The organism is Massilia sp. UYP34 (assembly GCF_056279385.1).
Genome location: NZ_JBWBRF010000005.1, coordinates 155088 through 173838, shown reverse-complemented (window position 1 = coordinate 173838; position 18751 = coordinate 155088). Strand labels below are relative to the sequence as shown.

Genomic DNA, 18751 nt, shown 5'->3' with positions numbered 1-18751 from the left:
CCGAGTGGAAGCGGACCGCAGTATAGCAAAGCCCGCCCTTGCCTTGCGGCGACTAGCGCCGGACCGAGGCGGCGCCGCGATTGGCCAGCACGTCGGCCCGCTCGTTGCCGGGATGGCCGTTGTGGCCGCGCACCCAGCGCCATTCGACGGCGTGCTGCTGCTGCGCCAGGTCGAGCGCCTTCCACAGGTCGTCGTTCTTGACCGGCTCTTTCGCGGAAGTTTTCCAGCCGCGCGCCTTCCAGCCGTGGATCCATTCCGAGATGCCCTTCTGCACGTACTGGCTGTCGGTATGCAGCACGACCTTGCACGGACGGTTCAGGACGCCGAGCGCCTCGATCACGGCGCGCAATTCCATGCGGTTATTGGTGGTGTTCGGCTCGCCGCCGAAGATTTCCTTCTCGTGGCCGTTGGAGACGAGGAGCGCGCCCCAGCCGCCCGTGCCCGGATTGCCCTTGCAGGCGCCGTCGGTGAAGATCTCGACCTGGGTCGGGGTCGCTGCCGTAGTGGTGTGTTGTTCGTTCATTCCCTGTTCGCGGCCGGCACTGCCGCCGGTCGCTTGCTCGCTTTCTTGTTCCATGCAGGACCGATGATGTGCATGCCCTTGACCCGCTTGATCGCATGCACCACGTAGACCGCGCCGAGATACGGCCACCAGCGCGCGCCCGCCGATTCCATCATCGCGAAGCGGCTGAGCCAGTGGGTCGTGCGGCACGGTGGGGCGTAGCAGCCGAAATGGCTGCGGGTCACGCCCAGGTTCAGCAATTTTAGCCAGTCTTTGAGGCGCGGCAAAGAAATGAATTCACCGGACTCGGGCAGGTAGGCGCTCTGCGTGACACGCCGGAAGCCCTGGCGCACGCCCCACAGGCTGGCCGGATTGAAGCCGCAGACGATCACCTGCCCTTCCGGAATCAAGACCCGCTCGACTTCGCGCAAAACCTGATGTGGCTCCGCGGCGAACTCCAGCACGTGCGGCAGCACCACCAGATCGATGCTGCTGGTGGCGAACGGCAGCTCCTCGAAGTCGACCGCGACCGCGATCTGCTTGCCGCCCGCGGCAAACGCGAGTTCGTCCGCATGCGCGGCGCGCGTGGCCGCCTGCCATTTATTGGGCATGCGGCTGGCCGCCAGCGCATCGAGCTGGGGCACGCCGATCTGCAGCGCGTTGAAGCCGAAGATATCCACCGTGAGTTCGTCCAGGCATGCCTGCTCGAACGCGCGCACGTAGGCGCCCGCCGGCGATTGCAGCCAGTTGTCGAGCGCTATAATGGATTTTTCGGATGCGCTATCCATGCAACCCCTTTGACTGACGGTTCATCATGACGACTCTCGTACCCGCTCAACTCGCGGTATTGACGCTTCCTGCGTTTAAAGACAATTACCTCTGGCTTATACACGACGGCAGCAACGCGGCCATCGTCGACCCTGGCGAGGCCGGGCCGGTCAAGGCCGCCCTGGCCGCGCACAAGCTGCGCCTGACCGCCATTTTACTCACCCATCATCATGCTGACCATATCGGGGGTGTGCCGGGCTTGCTCGAGGAATGGGACGTGCCCGTGTTCGGACCGCGCAATGACGGCATCGCGCTCGTGACGCATCCGCTCGGCGAGGGCGATCGCATCGACGTTCCGGGGCTGGATCTTGCCCTCGACGTGCTGGAGGTGCCGGGGCATACGCTGGGCCACATCGCCTACGTGCGCGCTCCAGGCAACGACCCGGACGCCTCGTGGCTGTTCTGCGGCGACACCCTGTTCGGCGCGGGCTGCGGGCGGCTGTTCGAAGGCACACCGGGCCAGATGATGGCGTCGCTCGGCAAGTTCACGACCTTGCCGGACGAGACGCTGGTGTATTGCGCGCACGAGTATACGCTGTCGAACCTGCGCTTCGCCCAGGCGGTCGAGCCGGGCAATGCCGCGCTCGACGCGCGGACGCAGGCCGATGGCGACCGGCGCGCGGCCGGCCAGCCGACGATACCGTCGACGATCGGGCTCGAGAAAGCGACCAATCCCTTCCTGCGCTATGCCACGCCGCGCATCGCGCAAAGCCTGGTCGAGGCCGGCCGCCTGGCGCCGGAGGCGACGCCGGCCGAGACCTTCGCGGCGCTGCGCGAATGGAAGAACACGTTCTGAGCGACGACGCGCCGGCGTGGACCAGCGTCCACGCAGCGCATCACATCTCTTGCATCAGATCTCTTGGATCAGATCTCTTCGATCAGATTTCCTCATAGAGCGGCAAGGTCAGGAACTCGGCGAATTCCTCCGACGTCGACATCTCCTCGAAGATGACGGCGGCGCGCTCGTAGCTCGCATGGGTCCCGTCCGCCGCCACCTGCTTCACCTTGGCCAGTTCCTCCGGAATCATCGACCGCACCATGTCCGCCGTGACCTTGCGGCCGTCATCGAGCACGCCCTTCGGTGAGCGGATCCACTGCCACACCTGCGAGCGGCTGATCTCGGCCGTCGCCGCGTCTTCCATCAGGTTGTGGATCGGCACACAACCGTTGCCGGCCAGCCAGGCGCCCAGGTAGTGGATGCCGACGTTGATGTTGTAGCGCAGGCCGGCCTCGGTGATCGGCGTTTCGGGCTGGAAGTCGAGCAATTGCGCGGCCGTCACCTCGACGTCCGGACGCTGCTTCTCGAGCTGGTTGGGCCGGTCGCCCAGCACCTTGGTGAACTCTTCCATCGCCAGAGCGACGAGGCCAGGGTGCGCGACCCAGCCACCGTCGTAGCCGTCCGTGGCATCGCGCGCCTTGTCGGTGCGCACGCCGCCCATCGCGATTTCGTTTTTCTCCGGATCGTTCTTGATCGGAATGAGGGCCGCCATGCCGCCGATGGCCGGCGCACCGCGCTGGTGGCAGGTCTTGAGCAGCAGCAGCGCATAGGCGCGCATGAACGGCGCCGTCATCGTCACCTTGGCGCGGTCGGCCAGGCAGAAGTCGCGGTCATGCTTGAACTTCTTGATGCACGAGAAGATGTAATCCCAGCGGCCGGCGTTCAGGCCCGCGCTGTGCTCGCGCAGTTCGTACAGGATCTCGTCCATCTCGAAGGCGGCAAGAATGGTCTCGATCAGCACCGTGGCCTTGATCGTGCCCTGCGGCAGTCCCAGCGCGTCCTGGGTCATCACGAAGATGTCGTTCCACAAGCGCGCTTCCAGGTGCGACTCCAGCTTCGGCAGGTAGAAATACGGACCGGCCCCGCGCGCCAGCAATTCCTTCGCGTTGTGGAACATGAACAGCGCGAAATCGACGATGCCGCCCGAGACGCGCTGGCCGTCGACCAGGATGTGCTTTTCGTCCAGGTGCCAGCCGCGCGGCCGCACGACCAGCGTCGCCACCTTGTCGGCCAGCCGGTAGGACTTGCCGTTCTGTTCCAGCGAAATGGTTTTGCGGATCGCATCGAACAGGTTGATCTGGCCCTGGATCTGGTTGTCCCAGTTCGGCGTGTTCGAATCCTCGAAGTCGGTCATATAGCTGTCGGCGCCCGAATTGAGCGCGTTGATGACCATCTTGCGCTCGACCGGTCCGGTGATTTCCACGCGCCGGCAAGCCAGCGCCGGCGGGATCGGTGCGATCCGCCAGTCGCCGTCGCGGATATGGGCGGTCTGGGGCAGGAAATCCGGGCGCTCGCCGGCGTCGAGCCGGCGCGCCCGCTCGGCGCGCGCGGCCAGCAACTCCTGGCGGCGCGGGGCGAAGGCGCGCGCCAGCTGCGCCACGAGCGCGAGCGCTTCCGGGACCAGGATCTGTTCGTAGCCGGGCTTGATCTCGCCCGTGATCTGCATGCCGTCGGGGATGGTGAGGGACATTGTTGCCTCCAAAAAGTGATGAATAATGCGTGCGACGCCGCGCCCGCCAGGGGCGTTCCTTGGCGTTTGTCTTTGCATCAAGTATATTCACTTGAATAGCGCTAAACCATACAAATTCTCACAGCATCCGTGCGTTTTTGTATCAAATGAGAGAGAGGAACAGGTCAACACCATGGGCAAATTCACCCAGATGGCGAGCTTCGTCGAGGTCGTCGCGCGCGGCAGCCTGTCCGCCGCGGCGCGCGCCGAAGGCATTGCACCGGCCATGATCGGCCGCCGCCTCGATGCGCTTGAGGCCCGGCTGGGGGTCAAGCTGCTTCAGCGCACGACGCGGCGGCTGGTCCTGACCGACGAAGGAGCCGCCTTCCTCGAGGATTGCCAGCGCATCCTGGCCGAGGTCAATGACGCCGAGTCGGCCATTTCCGAGCACAGCATGCGCGCCTCGGGCCACCTGACGGTGTCGGCGCCGGCCGGCTTCGGCCGCCAGCACGTGGCGCCGCTGCTCCCTTCCTTCCTGGCCGAGCACCGCGACGTGACCATCAACCTGAACCTCTCCGACCGCGTGATCGACCTGGTGGCCGAAGGCGTGGACGTGGCCATCCGCATCGCCAGCCTGGACGACTCGAACCTGGTCGGCGTCAAGCTGGCCGACAACCGGCGCGTGGTGGTGGCCTCGCCCGCCTATCTCAAGCGCCACGGCCGGCCGCGCCAGCTGGCCGACCTGGCGCGCCACAACTGCCTGCCGATCAGCAGCGAAGGCAGCCAGCGCGGCTGGACCTTCATCGACGGCGGCAAGCCGGTGACCCTGAAAGTGGGCGGCAATATGGTGTGCAACGACGGGGCCGTGCTGCATGCCTGGGCGCTGGCCGGCAAGGGCCTGGCCTGGCGCTCGATGTGGGAAGTGGGCAGCCAGATCGCGAGCGGCGAACTGGTGAGCGTGCTGGACGACTTCGCGGCGCCCGGCAACGACGTCCATGCCGTGTTTGCCCAGCGCCGCCACCTGCCGCTGCGCATTCGCGCCTTCGTGGATTTCCTGCGCCGTAACTATGCCGCGCCGGACTACTGGCGCTATTCCTGACGCCGCCGCTGCAGCCCGCGCCAGCGGGCGGGCCAGCGACGACAGCAACGACAGGGGCTACGGCAACGACAGGGAGTACGGCGACGACAGGGACAGGAGTACGGCGACGACAGGGAGTATGACGACGACAGGCAAAAAAAATCCCCGGCAATTCCGGGGATTTTTATCTCGTAAAGCCCTGAGGCTATTACAGAGGCTGGATGTTCGAGGCTTGCTTGCCCTTAGGGCCGGTGGTCACGTCGAACGAAACGCGCTGGTTTTCCTGCAGCGACTTGAAGCCGGTGCTCTGGATAGCCGAGAAGTGCGCGAACAGATCTTCGCCGCCTTCATCAGGGGTGATGAAGCCGAAGCCCTTCGAGTCATTGAACCATTTAACGATGCCAGTTGCCATTACAATTTCCTATTTCGGTTAGTTGGGCTTGCGCCCGTTTCAGATCGTTTGAAGAAGCAAGAAAGAAATGACAGACAGACTGCACTACTACCTCGAACCCAACGATCCCGTATTATACCGAATAAAACCGACGCGCACCTATTTCGTTAAATAAAAAAACCGCCAGGCCGCAACGATTCTAAAAATCAATAAATAAGGGGCGCACGTTTTTATCCGGTACGAGGGAAAATATAGGCGTAAGACCCAACCAAATGTTTGCGATGAATCAAATTCCGCTCTGCCGCACCTTTGCGCATATCGCTTGTGGAGCGTCGCGTGCGAGTGGGGGCCCTGGCGATGGCTCAAGCGAGCGACTTGGGATCGCAGCGCGCGGCGCGGATGTATTCGTCGAGTTCCGCGCGCCAGGCTTGCCACTCCGTGGCGGCCACCACATCGAAGGCGCGCAGCACCCTTAGCCGCTGTTCCAGCAGGCGCGCATGGTGGCCCAGGCCGCGAAAGCCGAACGTGGCGGCTGAGCCGGCCAGCGTGTGCAGCATTGCCTGCACCTCACCGGCCACCGGGGCGACATCGAAGGCCGGCTCGCCGGCGCGCGCCAGTTGCCGCGACAGCGCCGCCAGTTGCTCCATGGTCGACGGCAGCCGCGCCGCGAACTGCTCGTTGAGCTCGGCGAGACGCGCGAAGAACTGCTGGTCGGCCGGCGGCACGGTAGCCATCGGCGCTTACTTGGTGCCGAAGATGCGGTCGCCCGCATCGCCCAGGCCCGGGATGATGTAGGCATCCGCGTCCAGGTGCGAGTCGAGCGAGGCGACGAACAGCCTGACGTGCGGATGCGCGTCCTGGAATACCTGCACGCCCTCCGGCGCCGCCACCAGGGCCAGGAACAGGATCTGCTCGTCCGGCACGCCGCGCTTCTTGAGCACGTCGATCGCGTGCACCGCCGAATTGCCGGTGGCAACCATCGGATCGCACAGGATGAAGGTGCGCTCGGTGGTGTCGGGCAGGCGCACCATGTACTCGACCGGTTCGTGGGTGTCCGGGTCGCGGAACACGCCGATGTGGCCGACGCGCGCCGACGGCACCAGCTCCAGCAGGCCGTCGCTCATGCCGATGCCGGCGCGCAGGATCGGCACCACGGCCAGCTTCTTGCCTGCGATTACCGGGGCATCGATGGTCACCAGCGGGGTCTTGATCGAGCGCGTCGTCAGCGGCAGGTCGCGCGTGATCTCGTATCCCATCAGCAGCGTGATCTCGCGCAGCAGTTCGCGGAAGGTGCGCGTCGACGTGTCGTGCTCGCGCATATGCGACAGCTTGTGCTGGATCAGCGGGTGGTTCAGGATGTAGAGGTTCGGGAAGCGCGGGTCTTGTTTCATGGCGGATTTCAAAGGATTCTGTACGAAGCATGCAAGCGCGCATTATCCCAGCCACGCGGCCGTTTGTCCCGGTCTGCACGTGAAAAAAAATAGACTTCAGGGCACCTCGAAAAACCGTCGCGAGCGGCAGCAGTTTCGGTCGGGCCGCGCAGGTCGAGAAGCGCAGCTGTACTGGAGTACAGCGAGCATCGCAGACCGAAAATGCAACGCGCAGCAGGTTTTTCGAGGTGCCATTCATAAGACGAGGGCGCGCGCCAGGATCGCCTCGAGGTCGAGGCCGGCGGGCAACCGTCCGTAGGCCGCGCCCACCGGCTGCAGGATGCGTGTGAGCAAAAACGCCTCGCCGACGCAAGGCGGCGCATGGCGCAGCAAGAGCGCGGCCTGCACCGCGACCACGATCTGCTCGGCCAGCAGCCGCGCACCGGATTCGTCGTGCATGCGTGCCGCGAGGCCCTCCAGCAGCGCCGCCACGTGGTCCGCGAAGCGCGGGTCCAGCCCCGCCGCCGGCGCCAGCTCGGCCGCCAGCGCCGCACGCGCCTCTTGCGGCGACTTGCCGAGCGCGCGCAGCAGGTCCAGGCACATCACGTTGCCCGACCCTTCCCAGATCGAATTGACCGGCAGCTCGCGGTACAAGCGCGCCAGCGGGCCGTCCTCGACGTAACCGTTGCCGCCCATGACTTCCATCGCCTCGGCGCCGAAGCCGGGGCCGCGCTTGCAGATCCAGTACTTCCCGGCCGCGGTCAGGATGCGGCCCAGCAACGCCTGGGACGGCAGTTGCCCCTCGTCGAAGCAGCGCGCCAGGCGCAGGGCGAAGGCGGTGGCGGCCTCGGATTCCAGCGCCAGGTCGGCCAGCACATTGCGCATCAAAGGCTGCTCGGCCAGCGGCCGGCCGAAGGCCATGCGGCCGCGCGCATGGTGCAGCGCATGGCACAGGGCGGCGCGCATGATGCCGGCGCTGCCCAGCACGCAATCGAGGCGGGTATGGCTGCCCATCTCGAGGATGGTCGGAATGCCGCGCCCCGGCTCGCCGACCATCCAGCCGAGCGCGCCGCAGAACTCGACCTCGGACGAGGCGTTCGAGCGGTTGCCCAGCTTGTCCTTCAGGCGCTGCACCCGAACCGCGTTACGCCGGCCGTCGGCGAGAAAGCGCGGCACCAGGAAGCAACCCAGGCCGCCCGCGGCGCTCTGGTTGCCCGCCGCGTCGGCGCCCTCGCCTTCGTCGCAGCGCGCCAGCACCAGGTGGGCGTCGGCCTGCGGGACCGAATAGAACCACTTGTGGCCGACGATGCGCCAGGCGCCCTCGCCGGCGGCGCCTTCTTCGCGCAGCTCGTCCGCCCCCAGCGGCGTGGCGCGCGTGGTGTTGGCGCGCACGTCGGAACCGCCCTGCTTCTCGGTCATGCCCATGCCGATCAGGGCGCCGCGCTTGTGCGCCACCGGCAACGGCCGCGGATCGTAGTCGCGCGACAGGATCCTGGGCAGCCAGAGCGCCGCCAGCCCCGGCGCGCGGCGCAGCGCCGGCACCGCGGCATAGGTCATCGTCACCGGGCACTGGGCGCCGTTCTCGGCCTGGCCGAACAGCAGGTATTGCGCCGCCCGCGCCACCTGGGCGCCAGGGCGCGGATCGCTCCAGGGCGCGCTATGGGCGCCGGCGCCGATCATCAGGGTCATCAGGGCGTGCCAGGCGGGGTGGAATTCGAGTTCGTCGATGCGACGACCGGCGCGGTCGAAGCTCGCGAGCAGCGGGCCGTGGACGTTGGCCAGGCGCGCCAGCTCCTGGACCTCGGCGCTGCCGAGGCGCGCGCCGAGCGCCTCGAGCTGCGCCGCCGCCCAGCCCCCGCCCTCGCGCCGCAGCGCTTCCTGCAGCGCCGGATCGCAGGCATACAGGTTGATGCCGGTGAACGCGGGGGCCTGGTTCTCGACCTCGTGCGTGGCGAATCTGTCCATCGTGTCTCCTCCGTGCCCATCTGCTTCCTGTAGAATGTTGCATCGAGGCATCAAAATTGCACTTTATTATGTCGTTACAAGCAAGAGTGCGCGACAATATCGTGTGACATTCTTGAGCTTCCAGCAAGGAGATTAGCGCCAACATGCTTGCCGGACAAGCAGGCTGCGCAGGCTCAATGAACGTCGAAAACACCGCATGGCTTGTGCTTTCTAATGCTTTGCGGAATTTTTCAGTGATAGAGTCATCCCTGGTTTGGTAGACTTGCACGGAATCACATGTGACATTGGCATGACGTGCACGTGCCGCAACAAGAAAGCTTCTAGACGACATGCACACCAGTTCCTCCGCCGTGCCCCCGCCCCAGCCGGCGCTCGCTCCTGTGCAAGCCGCGGCGCTGCTCGACGGCTTGCTGGAGACGGCCGGCGACGCCGTGTTCCGCGTCGCGCCCGATGGCGTGATCCACGCGGCCGGCCTGCGCGCACGGCGGCTGTCGGGCTTCGAGGCCGGTTGCTCGCTGGTGTCGCTGGCGCACGAGATCGACCAGCCGGCGCTGTCCAATGCGCTGGCCGCCGCCGGCCACGAGACGGTGATGGTCGAGACCCGCTTCCGCTCGGGCGAACGCGACATCTGGTTCGAACTCAGGATCGCGCGCCTGGCCACCGGCGACGCCGCCCCGCTGCTGGTGATTGGCCGCGACATGTCGGCCCAGCATGCGACCGAAGAACGCCTGCGCCACATGGCAACCCATGACGCCCTGACCGAGCTGCCCAACCGGGTGCTGCTGTCGGACCGGATCCGCATGGTGATCGCCAATGCGCGCCGCTCGGGCCAGGGCTTCGCGGTCGTCGCCGTCGGCCTGGACGGCTTCAAGAAGGTCAACGACGGCCTGGGTCACCCGCTGGGCGACACCGTGCTGCAGATGGCGGCCGTGCGCCTGCGCCGCACCCTGCGCGACAGCGACACCCTGGCCCGGGTCGGCGGCGACGAATTCGTGGCGGTGCTGCCGGGCACCTTCACCGAGCCGCAGATCAAACTGGTCACCGGGCGCCTGATGGCCACCCTGCAGTCGCCATTCGAGGCCGGCGGCCACACGATCTACCTCGGGGCCTCGATCGGCGTGGCGATTTACCCGGACCACGCCGAAGACGAGGTGCGCCTGGTGACGCTGGCCGACGCCGCCCTGTCGCGCGCCAAGGAAACCGGCAAGGGCCGCGCCGTGGTCTACAGCCCCGGCGACCAGAGCCCGCCGCAGCACGACATCTCGCTCGAGGCGGCCATGTTCAATGCGGTGCGCGAGGGCGAATTCCTGCTCTACTACCAGCCCATCGTGAACGCCCGCAGCCGCATCATCGAGGGCTTCGAGACCCTGATGCGCTGGAAGCACCCGACCCTGGGCATGGTGCCGCCGGCGCGTTTCATCCCGATCGCCGAGAGCAACGGCCTGATCAACCTGCTCGGCGCCTGGGCCCTGAAGGCGGCCTGCATGCAGATCCGCCAGTTCCAGGAAGTGGCCGGGCGCGAGCTGTACATCTCGGTGAACATCAGCCCGCGCCAGTTCCGCAGCGACCGCTTCCTGACCGTGCTGGACGACGCACTCGCGCTGTCCGGCGTCGAAGGCCGCCAGCTGCTGCTCGAGATCACCGAAGGCACCCTGATGATCGACCCGGCGCACGCCGAGGACATCCTGGCGCGCATGGTGGAGCGCCACGCGCGCATCGCGATCGACGATTTCGGCACCGGCTATTCGTCGCTGGCCTACCTCAAGCGCTTCCCGATCTCGGTGCTCAAGATCGACCGCGCCTTCGTGAAGGACTTGCCGACGTCGACCAAGGACGCGGCCATCTGCAACGCGATACTCGACCTGGCCGGGCACCTGTCCCTGTCGGTAGTGGCCGAAGGGGTCGAGACCGAGGAGCAGCTGACCTGGCTGGACGACCAGGGCTGCCATTACGTCCAGGGCTACCTGACGGGCAAGCCGATGCCGGCCAATGTGGCCATCACGGCGCTCAAGGAAAATCTCTATACCGCGCTTCTGCCGGCCGACCACCGGACAGGAAAATCATGACCACACAAGCCACCACCCCGCGTTCGGCGAAGTCGCAAGCCACCCTCGCCCTGCTATGGGAACGCATCCGGCGCCAGGGCGACATGCCGGGCTTTACCAGGGCCATCAGCGCCATCCTGGCCTCGATGCGCGGCGAAGACGAGCGCGATTTCTCGATGACGCAGACGGTGCTGTCCGATCCGGTGCTGACCCAGAAGGTGCTGCGCCTTGCCAACAGCAGCATGTATGCGGCCTTCGGCCAGCACGTCAACACCATCTCCAAGGCGGTGCTGGTGCTGGGCACCGAGTCGATCGGCCACCTGGCGCTGGGCCTGAAGCTGATCGAGGAACTGAGCCGCAGCAGCCCGGACACCGAGGCCGCCCACGTCGAGATGGAAAAGGCGGTGCTGGCCGGGATGGTGGCGCAGCAGCTGGCTGCCGACGCCCGCTCGCGCGACCCCGAGGAAGCCGTAGTGTGCTCGATCCTGCACTCGCTGGGCCGCATGATGCTGACCTTCTACCTGCCGGAACGCTGGTCCAGCATGCGCGAGGCGGCCGGCGAAGGGTGCGAACAGAACGCCGCCCACGAGGTGCTCGGCCTGTCGCTGGAAGAAGTGGGCCGCGCCACCGCCGCGCACTGGGGCCTGCCGCGCAACCTGGTGGCCGGCATGCGCCGGGTCGAGCCGGGCGAGCGCTTCGAAGGCTTCGCCCACGAGGACTGGCTGGCCGCGCTGGGCAGCATGTCGACCCAGGCCGCCGACGCCCTGTGGGCCGACGATGAGGCCGGCGCCGACAAGGTCGCGCAACTGGCCGAAAGCTTCGCGCCGATGCTGGGCCTGCCTGCGAGCCGCATCCTGGCCTCGATCGACAAGGCCAAGGTAGAAGCGGCGTCCGACCTGTCGATCGCGCCGCTGTCCAGGCCGGCCGAAAAACGCGCGCAACAGGTCGCGGCCACGAAGAAACGCCTTGCCGGCAACAAGATCCTGATGAGTGGGGTGGCCGACATGCGCGACGCCGACGCCACCGCCAGCGCCGGCCAGATGATTTCGATGGCCCTCGAGACGATGCACGAGGGCCTGTCGTTCTCGCGCTCGTTCGCTTTTTTCCGCAACCGGCGCGAAGGCCGGTACACGGCGCGCCTGGGACTGGGCGAGGGCGCCAAGGCGATGCTGCCGGACCTGGCGTTCGACGACGCCTACGAGCCGAACGTGTTCCATGCGGCGCTGGGAAGCGACCGCGTGATCTTCATCGAGAATGCGCACGACAGCAAGTTCGCGACCAAGCTGCCGGGCTGGTGGAAAGACACGCTTGCCGCGGCGCGCTGCTTCGTGATCATTCCCCTGTCGGCCCACGGGCAACCGGCGGGCTTCATCTATGGCGACTGGGACCACAGCTTCCCGCAAGTGATCCTGAGCCAGACCGAGTTCTCGCTGCTGAACGACCTGCGCACTCTGGTGGTGCGCACGGTCGAACGGCGGCATCAGACGGAAGCGATCGTTACCCGCGCTTGACGTGGCTGACATGCGGCGGCTGTCACGCGCTCGCGCCGCGACGCGGGGTGGACGGCCGGGCCGTCCACCCGGCCTCAGCTCAATCTTGGCGTGGCCACCTGCACATCGCCGCACTGCGCGCGGTGCATCAGCGCGTGATCGATCAACACCAGCGCCAGCATCGCTTCCGCGATCGGCGTCGCCCGGATGCCCACGCAGGGATCGTGGCGACCGAAGGTTTCGACCATCGCCGGATTGCCGGCCTTGTCGATCGAGCGGCGCGGCACGCGGATCGAGGACGTCGGCTTGATCGCCAGCGACACCGTGATGTCCTGGCCGGTCGAGATCCCGCCCAGCACCCCGCCGGAATGGTTGCCGATGAAGCCCTCGGGGGTCAGCTCGTCGCCATGCTCCGAGCCGCGCTGCGCCACCGAGGCGAAGCCGGCCCCGATTTCCACGCCCTTGACCGCGTTAATCCCCATCATCGCGTACGCGATGTCGGCGTCGAGCTTGTCGTAGATCGGCTGGCCCAGGCCCACCGGCACCCTGGTCGCCACCACGTCGATGCGCGCGCCGATCGAGTCGCCGTCGCGGCGCAGCTGGTCCATCGCCTGTTCCATGCGGGCCAGGAGGGCCGCGTCGCCGGTGGCGGCGAAGAACGGATTGGCGTGCACGTGCTCCCAGCCTTCGAAAGGCACCTCGATATCGCCCAGCGCACGCATGCAACCCATGAACTCGGTGCCGTACTTTTCGCGCAGCCACTTCTTGGCGACGGCGCCGGCGCCGACCACGGGCGCGGTCAGGCGCGCAGACGAGCGGCCGCCGCCGCGCGGATCGCGCACGCCGTATTTATGCCAATAGGTGTAGTCGGCATGACCCGGGCGGAAGCTTTCGGCGATGTTGCCGTAATCCTTGCTGCGCTGGTCGACATTCCGGATCAGCAGCGCGATCGGGGTGCCGGTGGTGACGCCCTGGTAGACCCCGGACAGGATCTCGACCCGGTCCGCCTCCTGGCGCTGGGTGACGTGGCGCGAGGTGCCGGGCTTGCGACGGTCGAGCTCGGGCTGGATGTCGGCCTCGCTCAGGGTCATGCCGGGCGGGCAGCCGTCGATGACGCAGCCGATCGCGGGGCCATGCGATTCGCCGAAGGTGGTGACGGAAAACAGCTTGCCAAATGTATTGCCGGACATGGGAGTGATTGGTTCAGTTTGATCGAATTACCATTCTAACAGGCTGCCTGGCAAGCAGAAATGAACATCGCATGGTCGACTGTCGCAAATATGTTTCCGCATGGATATTTTTTCGCTAACTACCCCGGATCATTCTCTTTCCTTTTTACAATTGCATATATACTGAACTTATCCATGCCGAGTCAACCTGGAGACGTAGCACATGCCAGCATCGATTACGCCTTCGGGACCACTGAAGGATGCCAGCAGCGACGGTGACGTCGTTCGCGACGACCTCGTCTTCGCCGACGAAGCCGCCGTCGCCGCATCCCCGCGTCCGGCATGGCGGATCCTGCTGGTCGACGACGATGCCGACGTGCACTCGACCACCACCTTCGCCCTCGGCAACGTCGAGATGCAGGGTCGGCCGCTGGCCTTCCTGCACGCGTATTCCGCCGGCGACGCCTTCGACCTCCTGGCGCGCGAACGCGACATCGCCGTGATCCTGCTGGACGTGGTGATGGAGCGGGCCGACGCCGGCCTGCTGCTGGTGCGCCGCATCCGTGACGAACTGGGGCTGCACGACGTGCGCATCATCCTGCGTACCGGCCAGCCCGGCTATGCCCCCGAGATGGAAGCCATCCGCGGCTACGACATCAACGATTACCGCACCAAGTCCGAGCTCACCCGCACCAAGCTGTATACGACGGTGGCGGCCGCGATCCGCTCCTACCAGCAGATCCGCGCGCTCGATGCCAACCGCATCGGCATGGAACGCATCGTCGCCGCCTGCGCCGAGCTGATGACCCTGCACGGCGTGCGCAACGTGGCGGCCGGCATCCTGGCCCAGGCCGGGCGCCTGGTCGGCCAGCCGCCCGAGGGCGTGCTGTGCAGCCGCGACGGCGGCCATGGCCGCCCCGAGACCCTGCGCGCCGTGGCCGCCGCCGGCGCCTGCCGCAACCTCGAGGGCCTGGAACTGACCGGCCAGTTCGCGCTCGCCGCCGAGCGCACCTTGCTCGAGCGCCAGTGCGGCGCCGAGGACGGCCTGCTCAATATGTATTTCCCGGGCAAGGCGGGGCGCGATTTCGCGGCCTGCATCCCGCTCGATCGCCCCGTCGACGAGGTGGAGCGGCGCCTGCTGCAGGTGTTCTGCGGCATGGTGGCGGTGTGCCTCGACAACTGCGAACTGGTCACCAGCCTGAACCAGTCGGCCTTCCACGATCCGCTCACCGCCCTGCCGAACCGTACCCGCATGGTCGAGTTGCTCGAGGCTACCCTGGCCGGCCCGCGCGGCGCGGCCCCGGTGCTGGCCCTGGTCGACCTCGATCACTTTGCCGAAACCAACGACGCCCTCGGCCACCATTTCGGCGACCTGCTGCTGGTGGCGGTCGGCCAGCGCCTGAAGTCGCGCCTGGCGCAGGGCCTGGAGATCGGCCGCATCGGCGGCGACATCTTCTGCGTGCTGGGCGACGCCGATGCGGTGCAGCCAGACCAGATCCAGGCCCTGTTCCGCGAATCGTTCCGCATCGACGGCCAGGACGTGCTGGTGTCCGCCACGCTCGGCCTGGTGCGCCTGCTGGAGCACGACGGCAGCGGCGCCGACGCCCTCAAGGACGCCGACATCGCGCTCAAGCGCGCCAAGTCGCAGCAGCGCGCCGGCCACTTCTATTTTTCGCGCAGCATGGGCGTCGAGATCCGCGAGCGGGTGCGCATGATGCACGCGCTGCGCAGCGGCTTCCAGCGCGGCCAGCTGTTCCTGCATTACCAGCCCCAGGTCGATCTGAGCACCAATCGCCCGTTCGGCGCCGAGGCGCTGCTGCGCTGGCGCCTGGACGACGGCCGCCTGGTGCCCCCCGACCGCTTCATCCCGATCGCCGAATACTCGGGCCTGATCGTCGAGATCGGCGAATGGGTGCTGCGCCAGGCCTGCGCGGAACTGATGCGCCTGCGCGCGGCGGGTCACCTCGACTTCACGATGTCGGTGAACGTCTCGCAGGTGCAGTTCCGGCATCCGCACTTCGTCGACATGCTGCAGCGCGCGCTCGCCGACACCGGCGCGCCGCCCGACTACATCGAACTGGAGATCACGGAATCGATGGCGATGGAAGAACCGGCGCTGCTGGTCGAGAAGCTGGCCCAGGTCAAGCGCACCGGCGTGTCGATCGCGATCGACGATTTCGGCACCGGCTTCTCGTCGCTCTCGCATCTGCAGCGCCTGCAGGTCGACCGCCTCAAGATCGACCGCACCTTCGTCACCGAGATCACGGGTTCGGCGCGCGGCAGCAGCATCGCGCAGATGGTGGTGCAGCTGGGCCGCAACCTGGGATTGTCGGTGATCGCCGAGGGGGTCGAGGACGAGCGCCAGGCGCAGATCCTGCGCCAGCTCGGCTGCCCGCTGGCGCAGGGCTTCCTGTATGCGCGGCCACTGTCGCCGGAAGGACTGCTGGAATGGCTGGCGGGGAATCCGATCACGCGCGCGGCGTGATCGATGGCCACCATTGGCAGCGCACTCGATACGCCAATCAACGTCGTTCCCGCGAAGGCGGGAACCTGAGTCACCTGAGTCGCCGAACCGATTGACTGTTGCGTCAGCGCGGACAAGCTTGGGTTCCCGCCTGCGCGGGAACGACGGCTAATCCGGAGCCGACATCGGTCAATCTGGCGCGCCCTGCTCCGCCGGCCAATCGCGGATATATGCCTTGAGCATGCGATTCTCGAAGCTCTGCGCTTCGAGCACGGCGCGCGCGACGTCGTAGAATGAGATCACCCCCAGCAGGGTGCCGGCGTCCATCACCGGCAGGTAGCGCGCATGCTTTTCGAGCATGATGCGGCGCACCTCGTTGACCTCGGTGTCCGGGGTCACCGTGATCGGGCTGTCGTCCATGTGGCGACGCACGGTGCCGGAGCCGACCGCGCCGCCGTTCGCGTGCAGCGCCTTGAGCACTTCGCGGAAGGTCAGCATGCCGACCAGGTCGCCGTACTCCATCACCACCAGCGAACCGATATCGTTCTCGGACATCGTGGTCACCGCGTCGACCAGCGACTGGTCGGGCGTCACGGTGTACAGGATATTGCCCTTCACTTGCAGGATTTCGGAAACTTTCATGTTTGCCACCCCCGCTTCGTCAATATTGCTGATACTGGATAATTTTGTATAAGGCATAACACCGACTGTAGCCTATGCCCGCCAAAAAATCCAGCGTTGCGCTGCATCATGGTGCGCGCTCGGCAACGAGATGGTGCAGCGCAGATTGCGCAAAGGCGCGTAACTGCTAGGATGCCCAATCTTCACTGATGCGAGTCCAGCATGAGCGGTCCCCGACCTCCCGGTTTCGACACCCTGTCCCTGCACGCGGGCAGCGCCCCGGACCCCGCCAGCGGCGCGCGCGCCACGCCGATCCATTTCACGTCCTCGTTCGCCTTGCGCGACGCCGGCCATGGCGCGGCGCTGTTCAATATGGAGCAGGCCGGCCATGCAGACGCCGGCATCTCGAATCCGACCAATGCGGTGCTGGAAGAACGCGTCGCGGCGCTCGAAGGCGGGGTGGCCGGCATCGCCACCGCCAGCGGCCAGGCGGCCATGCACCTCGGATTGAGCACGCTGGCCGGCGCCGGCGACCATATCGTGGCCTCGCGCGCGCTGCACGGCAGCGCGCGCGACCTGCTGGCCCATACCCTGCGCAGGTTCGGCGTCGAGACCACCTTCGTCGATCCGCGCGATCTCGCTGCCTGGCGCGCCGCGATCAGGCCTTCGACCCGGCTGCTGTTCGGCGCAGCGCTGGGCGGCCCCGGCATCGACGTGCTCGACATCCCGGCGATCGCCGAACTCGGTCACACGCACGACCTGCCGCTGATGATCGACGCGACCTTCGCCACACCCTACCTGCAGCGCCCCTTCGACCTTGGCGCCGACCTGCTGTTCCACTCGGCCACCGAATTCCTGTGCGGCCACGGCACCGCCATCGGCGGCCTGCTGGTCGATGGCGGCACCTTCGACTGGCAGGCGGCGCATGAACGCAGCAGCCGCTTCGCCACCCTGTGCGAGCCGGTTGAACGCCTGCATGGCATGGTGTTCAGCGAAGCGTCGACCGTCGGCGCCTTCGCGCTGCGCGCGCGGCGCGAAGGCCTGCGCGACTTCGGCGCCGCAATGAGCCCGCACAACGCCTTCGCGATCCTGCAGGGCATCGAGACGCTCGGCCTGCGCATGGAGCGCCACGTCGCCAACGCGCGCCGTGTGGCCGCCTTCCTGGCCGCGCAGCCGATGGTGGCGTCGGTCTCCTACCCGGAACTGGAATCGCACCCCGACCATGCGCTGGCGCGGCGCCTGCTGCCGAAAGGCTGCGGCGCCGTCCTCGCCTTCGAACTGAAGGGCGACCGCGCGGCGGGCCGCCGCTTCGCCGACGGCCTGCAGGTGTTCTCGCACCTGGCGCACGTGGGCGACGCCAGGTCGCTCGTCCTTCATCCGGCCTCGACCACCCATGCCCGCGTGCCGGCCGCGCAGCTGGCGGCGGGCGGCGTCACCGAAGGCCTGCTGCGCCTGTCGGTTGGGCTGGAAGACCCGGACGACCTGATCGACGACCTCAAGCGCGGCCTGAAGCTGGCCGCCAAGGGGGCCTGAGATGCTGCTCGACGTCCACGGCCTGCAGGCCTACTGCCACACCGGCGGCAAGGCATTCGACCCCAGCCTGCCGGCCGTCGTGCTGATCCACGGCGCGCAGAACGATCACTCCGTCTGGGCCTGGCAGAGCCGCGCCCTGGCCCATCGCGGCTACGCGGTGCTGGCGCCGGACCTGCCGGGACACGGCCGCAGCAGCGGCCCACCCTTGCCCACGGTCGAGACCATGACCGCCTGGGTGCTCGCCCTGCTCGACGCGGCCGGCGCCGGCCGCGCGCTGCTGGCCGGGCACAGCATGGGCGCGCTCATCGCGCTGGAGGCGGCCCACCGCGCGCCGCAGCGCGTGGGCGGCCTGGCGCTGCTGGGCGCCGCCTTTCCGATGCGGGTGTCGGACGCGCTGCTCGAAGCCGCGCGCACCGGGCAGGACGCGGCGATCGACATGGTCGCCGCCTGGTCGCATGCGGCCTGGCTGCCCGGCCCTTCCCGCGCCGGTCCGGGCGTTTCGGTGCACAACACCGCGCGGCGCCTGATGCAGCGCATGGCGGCGCGCGGCGCGCCGCAGCTGTTGCATACGGATTTCGCCGCCTGCAACGCCTACGCCAATGGCGAGGCGGCGGCCTCGGTGGCCTGCCCGACGCTGTTCGTGCAGGGCAGGAAAGACGTGATGACGCCGCCGCGCGCGGCGCAGTCGCTGACCGGCGCGGTCAAGCACGCCCGGGTCGTCGGGGTGGACGCCGGCCACGCGATGATGAGCGAAGCGCCGGACGCGGTCCTCGACGCCCTGCTGCGCTTGGCCGCAGATGCTCACCCGGTTCAGGCGACAGGCTGACGCTGCTGTTGCCACGGCAGGC

The 18751-nt window shown here is 67.2% G+C and carries 16 protein-coding genes; 7 read left to right on the top strand and 9 right to left on the bottom strand.

The genetic code is table 11. From position 1 onward, the window contains the following. Positions 1-52: 52 nt before the first annotated feature. Together rnhA and ACZ9AQ_RS11290 are read right to left on the bottom strand one after the other, a co-directional pair. Entirely contained in the window at positions 53-523 is a 471-nt protein-coding gene (rnhA, locus tag ACZ9AQ_RS11295) for a ribonuclease HI (protein WP_429205473.1), read from the bottom strand. Beyond that, positions 520-1290 carry a class I SAM-dependent methyltransferase gene (locus tag ACZ9AQ_RS11290; RefSeq protein ID WP_429205474.1) on the bottom strand — a complete coding sequence of 257 codons (771 nt, stop codon included), beginning with the start codon at positions 1288-1290 and terminating at the stop codon, positions 520-522. The genes rnhA and ACZ9AQ_RS11290 overlap by 4 nt, the downstream gene beginning before the upstream one ends. 26 nt (positions 1291-1316) lie before the next feature. On the opposite strand from ACZ9AQ_RS11290, the gene gloB reads away from it, so the two are divergent. Continuing rightward, positions 1317-2126: a hydroxyacylglutathione hydrolase gene (gene gloB, locus ACZ9AQ_RS11285; protein ID WP_429205476.1), complete on the top strand. Its 810-nt coding sequence runs from the start codon at positions 1317-1319 to the stop codon at positions 2124-2126. An 82-nt stretch (positions 2127-2208) separates the two neighbouring features. On the opposite strand, the gene aceB is transcribed toward gloB, so the two are convergent. Continuing rightward, complete coding sequence (gene aceB / locus ACZ9AQ_RS11280) at positions 2209-3798, bottom strand: malate synthase A (protein ID WP_429205478.1); 1590 nt, start codon at positions 3796-3798, stop codon at positions 2209-2211. A gap of 172 nt (positions 3799-3970) precedes the next feature. Between aceB and ACZ9AQ_RS11275 the strand changes: the two genes are divergently transcribed. Next, positions 3971-4876, top strand: a complete 906-nt coding sequence (locus tag ACZ9AQ_RS11275; RefSeq protein WP_429205480.1) for a LysR family transcriptional regulator — start codon at positions 3971-3973, stop codon at positions 4874-4876. A gap of 187 nt (positions 4877-5063) precedes the next feature. Here ACZ9AQ_RS11275 and ACZ9AQ_RS11270 read toward each other — a convergent pair whose 3' ends face one another. From ACZ9AQ_RS11270 to ACZ9AQ_RS11255, 4 genes are all read right to left on the bottom strand, one after another. Further along, positions 5064-5267 (bottom strand): cold-shock protein, encoded by a 204-nt coding sequence (locus tag ACZ9AQ_RS11270; RefSeq protein WP_005670341.1) that lies wholly within the window; start codon positions 5265-5267, stop codon positions 5064-5066. Between the two features lie 341 nt (positions 5268-5608). Next, entirely contained in the window at positions 5609-5980 is a 372-nt protein-coding gene (locus ACZ9AQ_RS11265; RefSeq protein WP_429205483.1) for an Hpt domain-containing protein, read from the bottom strand. A gap of 6 nt (positions 5981-5986) precedes the next feature. After that, positions 5987-6637 (bottom strand): uracil phosphoribosyltransferase, encoded by a 651-nt coding sequence (upp, locus tag ACZ9AQ_RS11260; protein WP_429205484.1) that lies wholly within the window; start codon positions 6635-6637, stop codon positions 5987-5989. Positions 6638-6871: 234 nt separating this feature from the next. Continuing rightward, positions 6872-8581 carry an isovaleryl-CoA dehydrogenase gene (locus tag ACZ9AQ_RS11255; RefSeq protein ID WP_429205486.1) on the bottom strand — a complete coding sequence of 570 codons (1710 nt, stop codon included), beginning with the start codon at positions 8579-8581 and terminating at the stop codon, positions 6872-6874. A 329-nt stretch (positions 8582-8910) separates the two neighbouring features. Between ACZ9AQ_RS11255 and ACZ9AQ_RS11250 the strand changes: the two genes are divergently transcribed. Beyond that, complete coding sequence (locus ACZ9AQ_RS11250) at positions 8911-10647, top strand: putative bifunctional diguanylate cyclase/phosphodiesterase (protein WP_429205487.1); 1737 nt, start codon at positions 8911-8913, stop codon at positions 10645-10647. Beyond that, entirely contained in the window at positions 10644-12137 is a 1494-nt protein-coding gene (locus ACZ9AQ_RS11245) for an HDOD domain-containing protein (RefSeq protein WP_429205489.1), read from the top strand. The genes ACZ9AQ_RS11250 and ACZ9AQ_RS11245 overlap by 4 nt, the downstream gene beginning before the upstream one ends. A 74-nt stretch (positions 12138-12211) precedes the next feature. On the opposite strand, the gene aroC is transcribed toward ACZ9AQ_RS11245, so the two are convergent. Further along, on the bottom strand, positions 12212-13306 hold the full coding sequence (aroC, locus tag ACZ9AQ_RS11240; RefSeq protein WP_429205491.1) for a chorismate synthase: 1095 nt from the start codon (positions 13304-13306) through the stop codon (positions 12212-12214). Between the two features lie 202 nt (positions 13307-13508). Between aroC and ACZ9AQ_RS11235 the strand changes: the two genes are divergently transcribed. After that, positions 13509-15770: a putative bifunctional diguanylate cyclase/phosphodiesterase gene (locus ACZ9AQ_RS11235; protein ID WP_429205493.1), complete on the top strand. Its 2262-nt coding sequence runs from the start codon at positions 13509-13511 to the stop codon at positions 15768-15770. A gap of 168 nt (positions 15771-15938) precedes the next feature. Here ACZ9AQ_RS11235 and ACZ9AQ_RS11230 read toward each other — a convergent pair whose 3' ends face one another. Continuing rightward, positions 15939-16391, bottom strand: a complete 453-nt coding sequence (locus ACZ9AQ_RS11230; protein ID WP_429205494.1) for a CBS domain-containing protein — start codon at positions 16389-16391, stop codon at positions 15939-15941. 201 nt (positions 16392-16592) lie between these two features. Between ACZ9AQ_RS11230 and ACZ9AQ_RS11225 the strand changes: the two genes are divergently transcribed. After that, positions 16593-17903: an O-acetylhomoserine aminocarboxypropyltransferase gene (locus tag ACZ9AQ_RS11225; protein WP_476108123.1), complete on the top strand. Its 1311-nt coding sequence runs from the start codon at positions 16593-16595 to the stop codon at positions 17901-17903. Between the two features lies 1 nt (position 17904). Continuing rightward, on the top strand, positions 17905-18729 hold the full coding sequence (locus ACZ9AQ_RS11220; protein ID WP_429204914.1) for an alpha/beta fold hydrolase: 825 nt from the start codon (positions 17905-17907) through the stop codon (positions 18727-18729). The last annotated feature ends 22 nt before the right edge of the window (positions 18730-18751 follow it).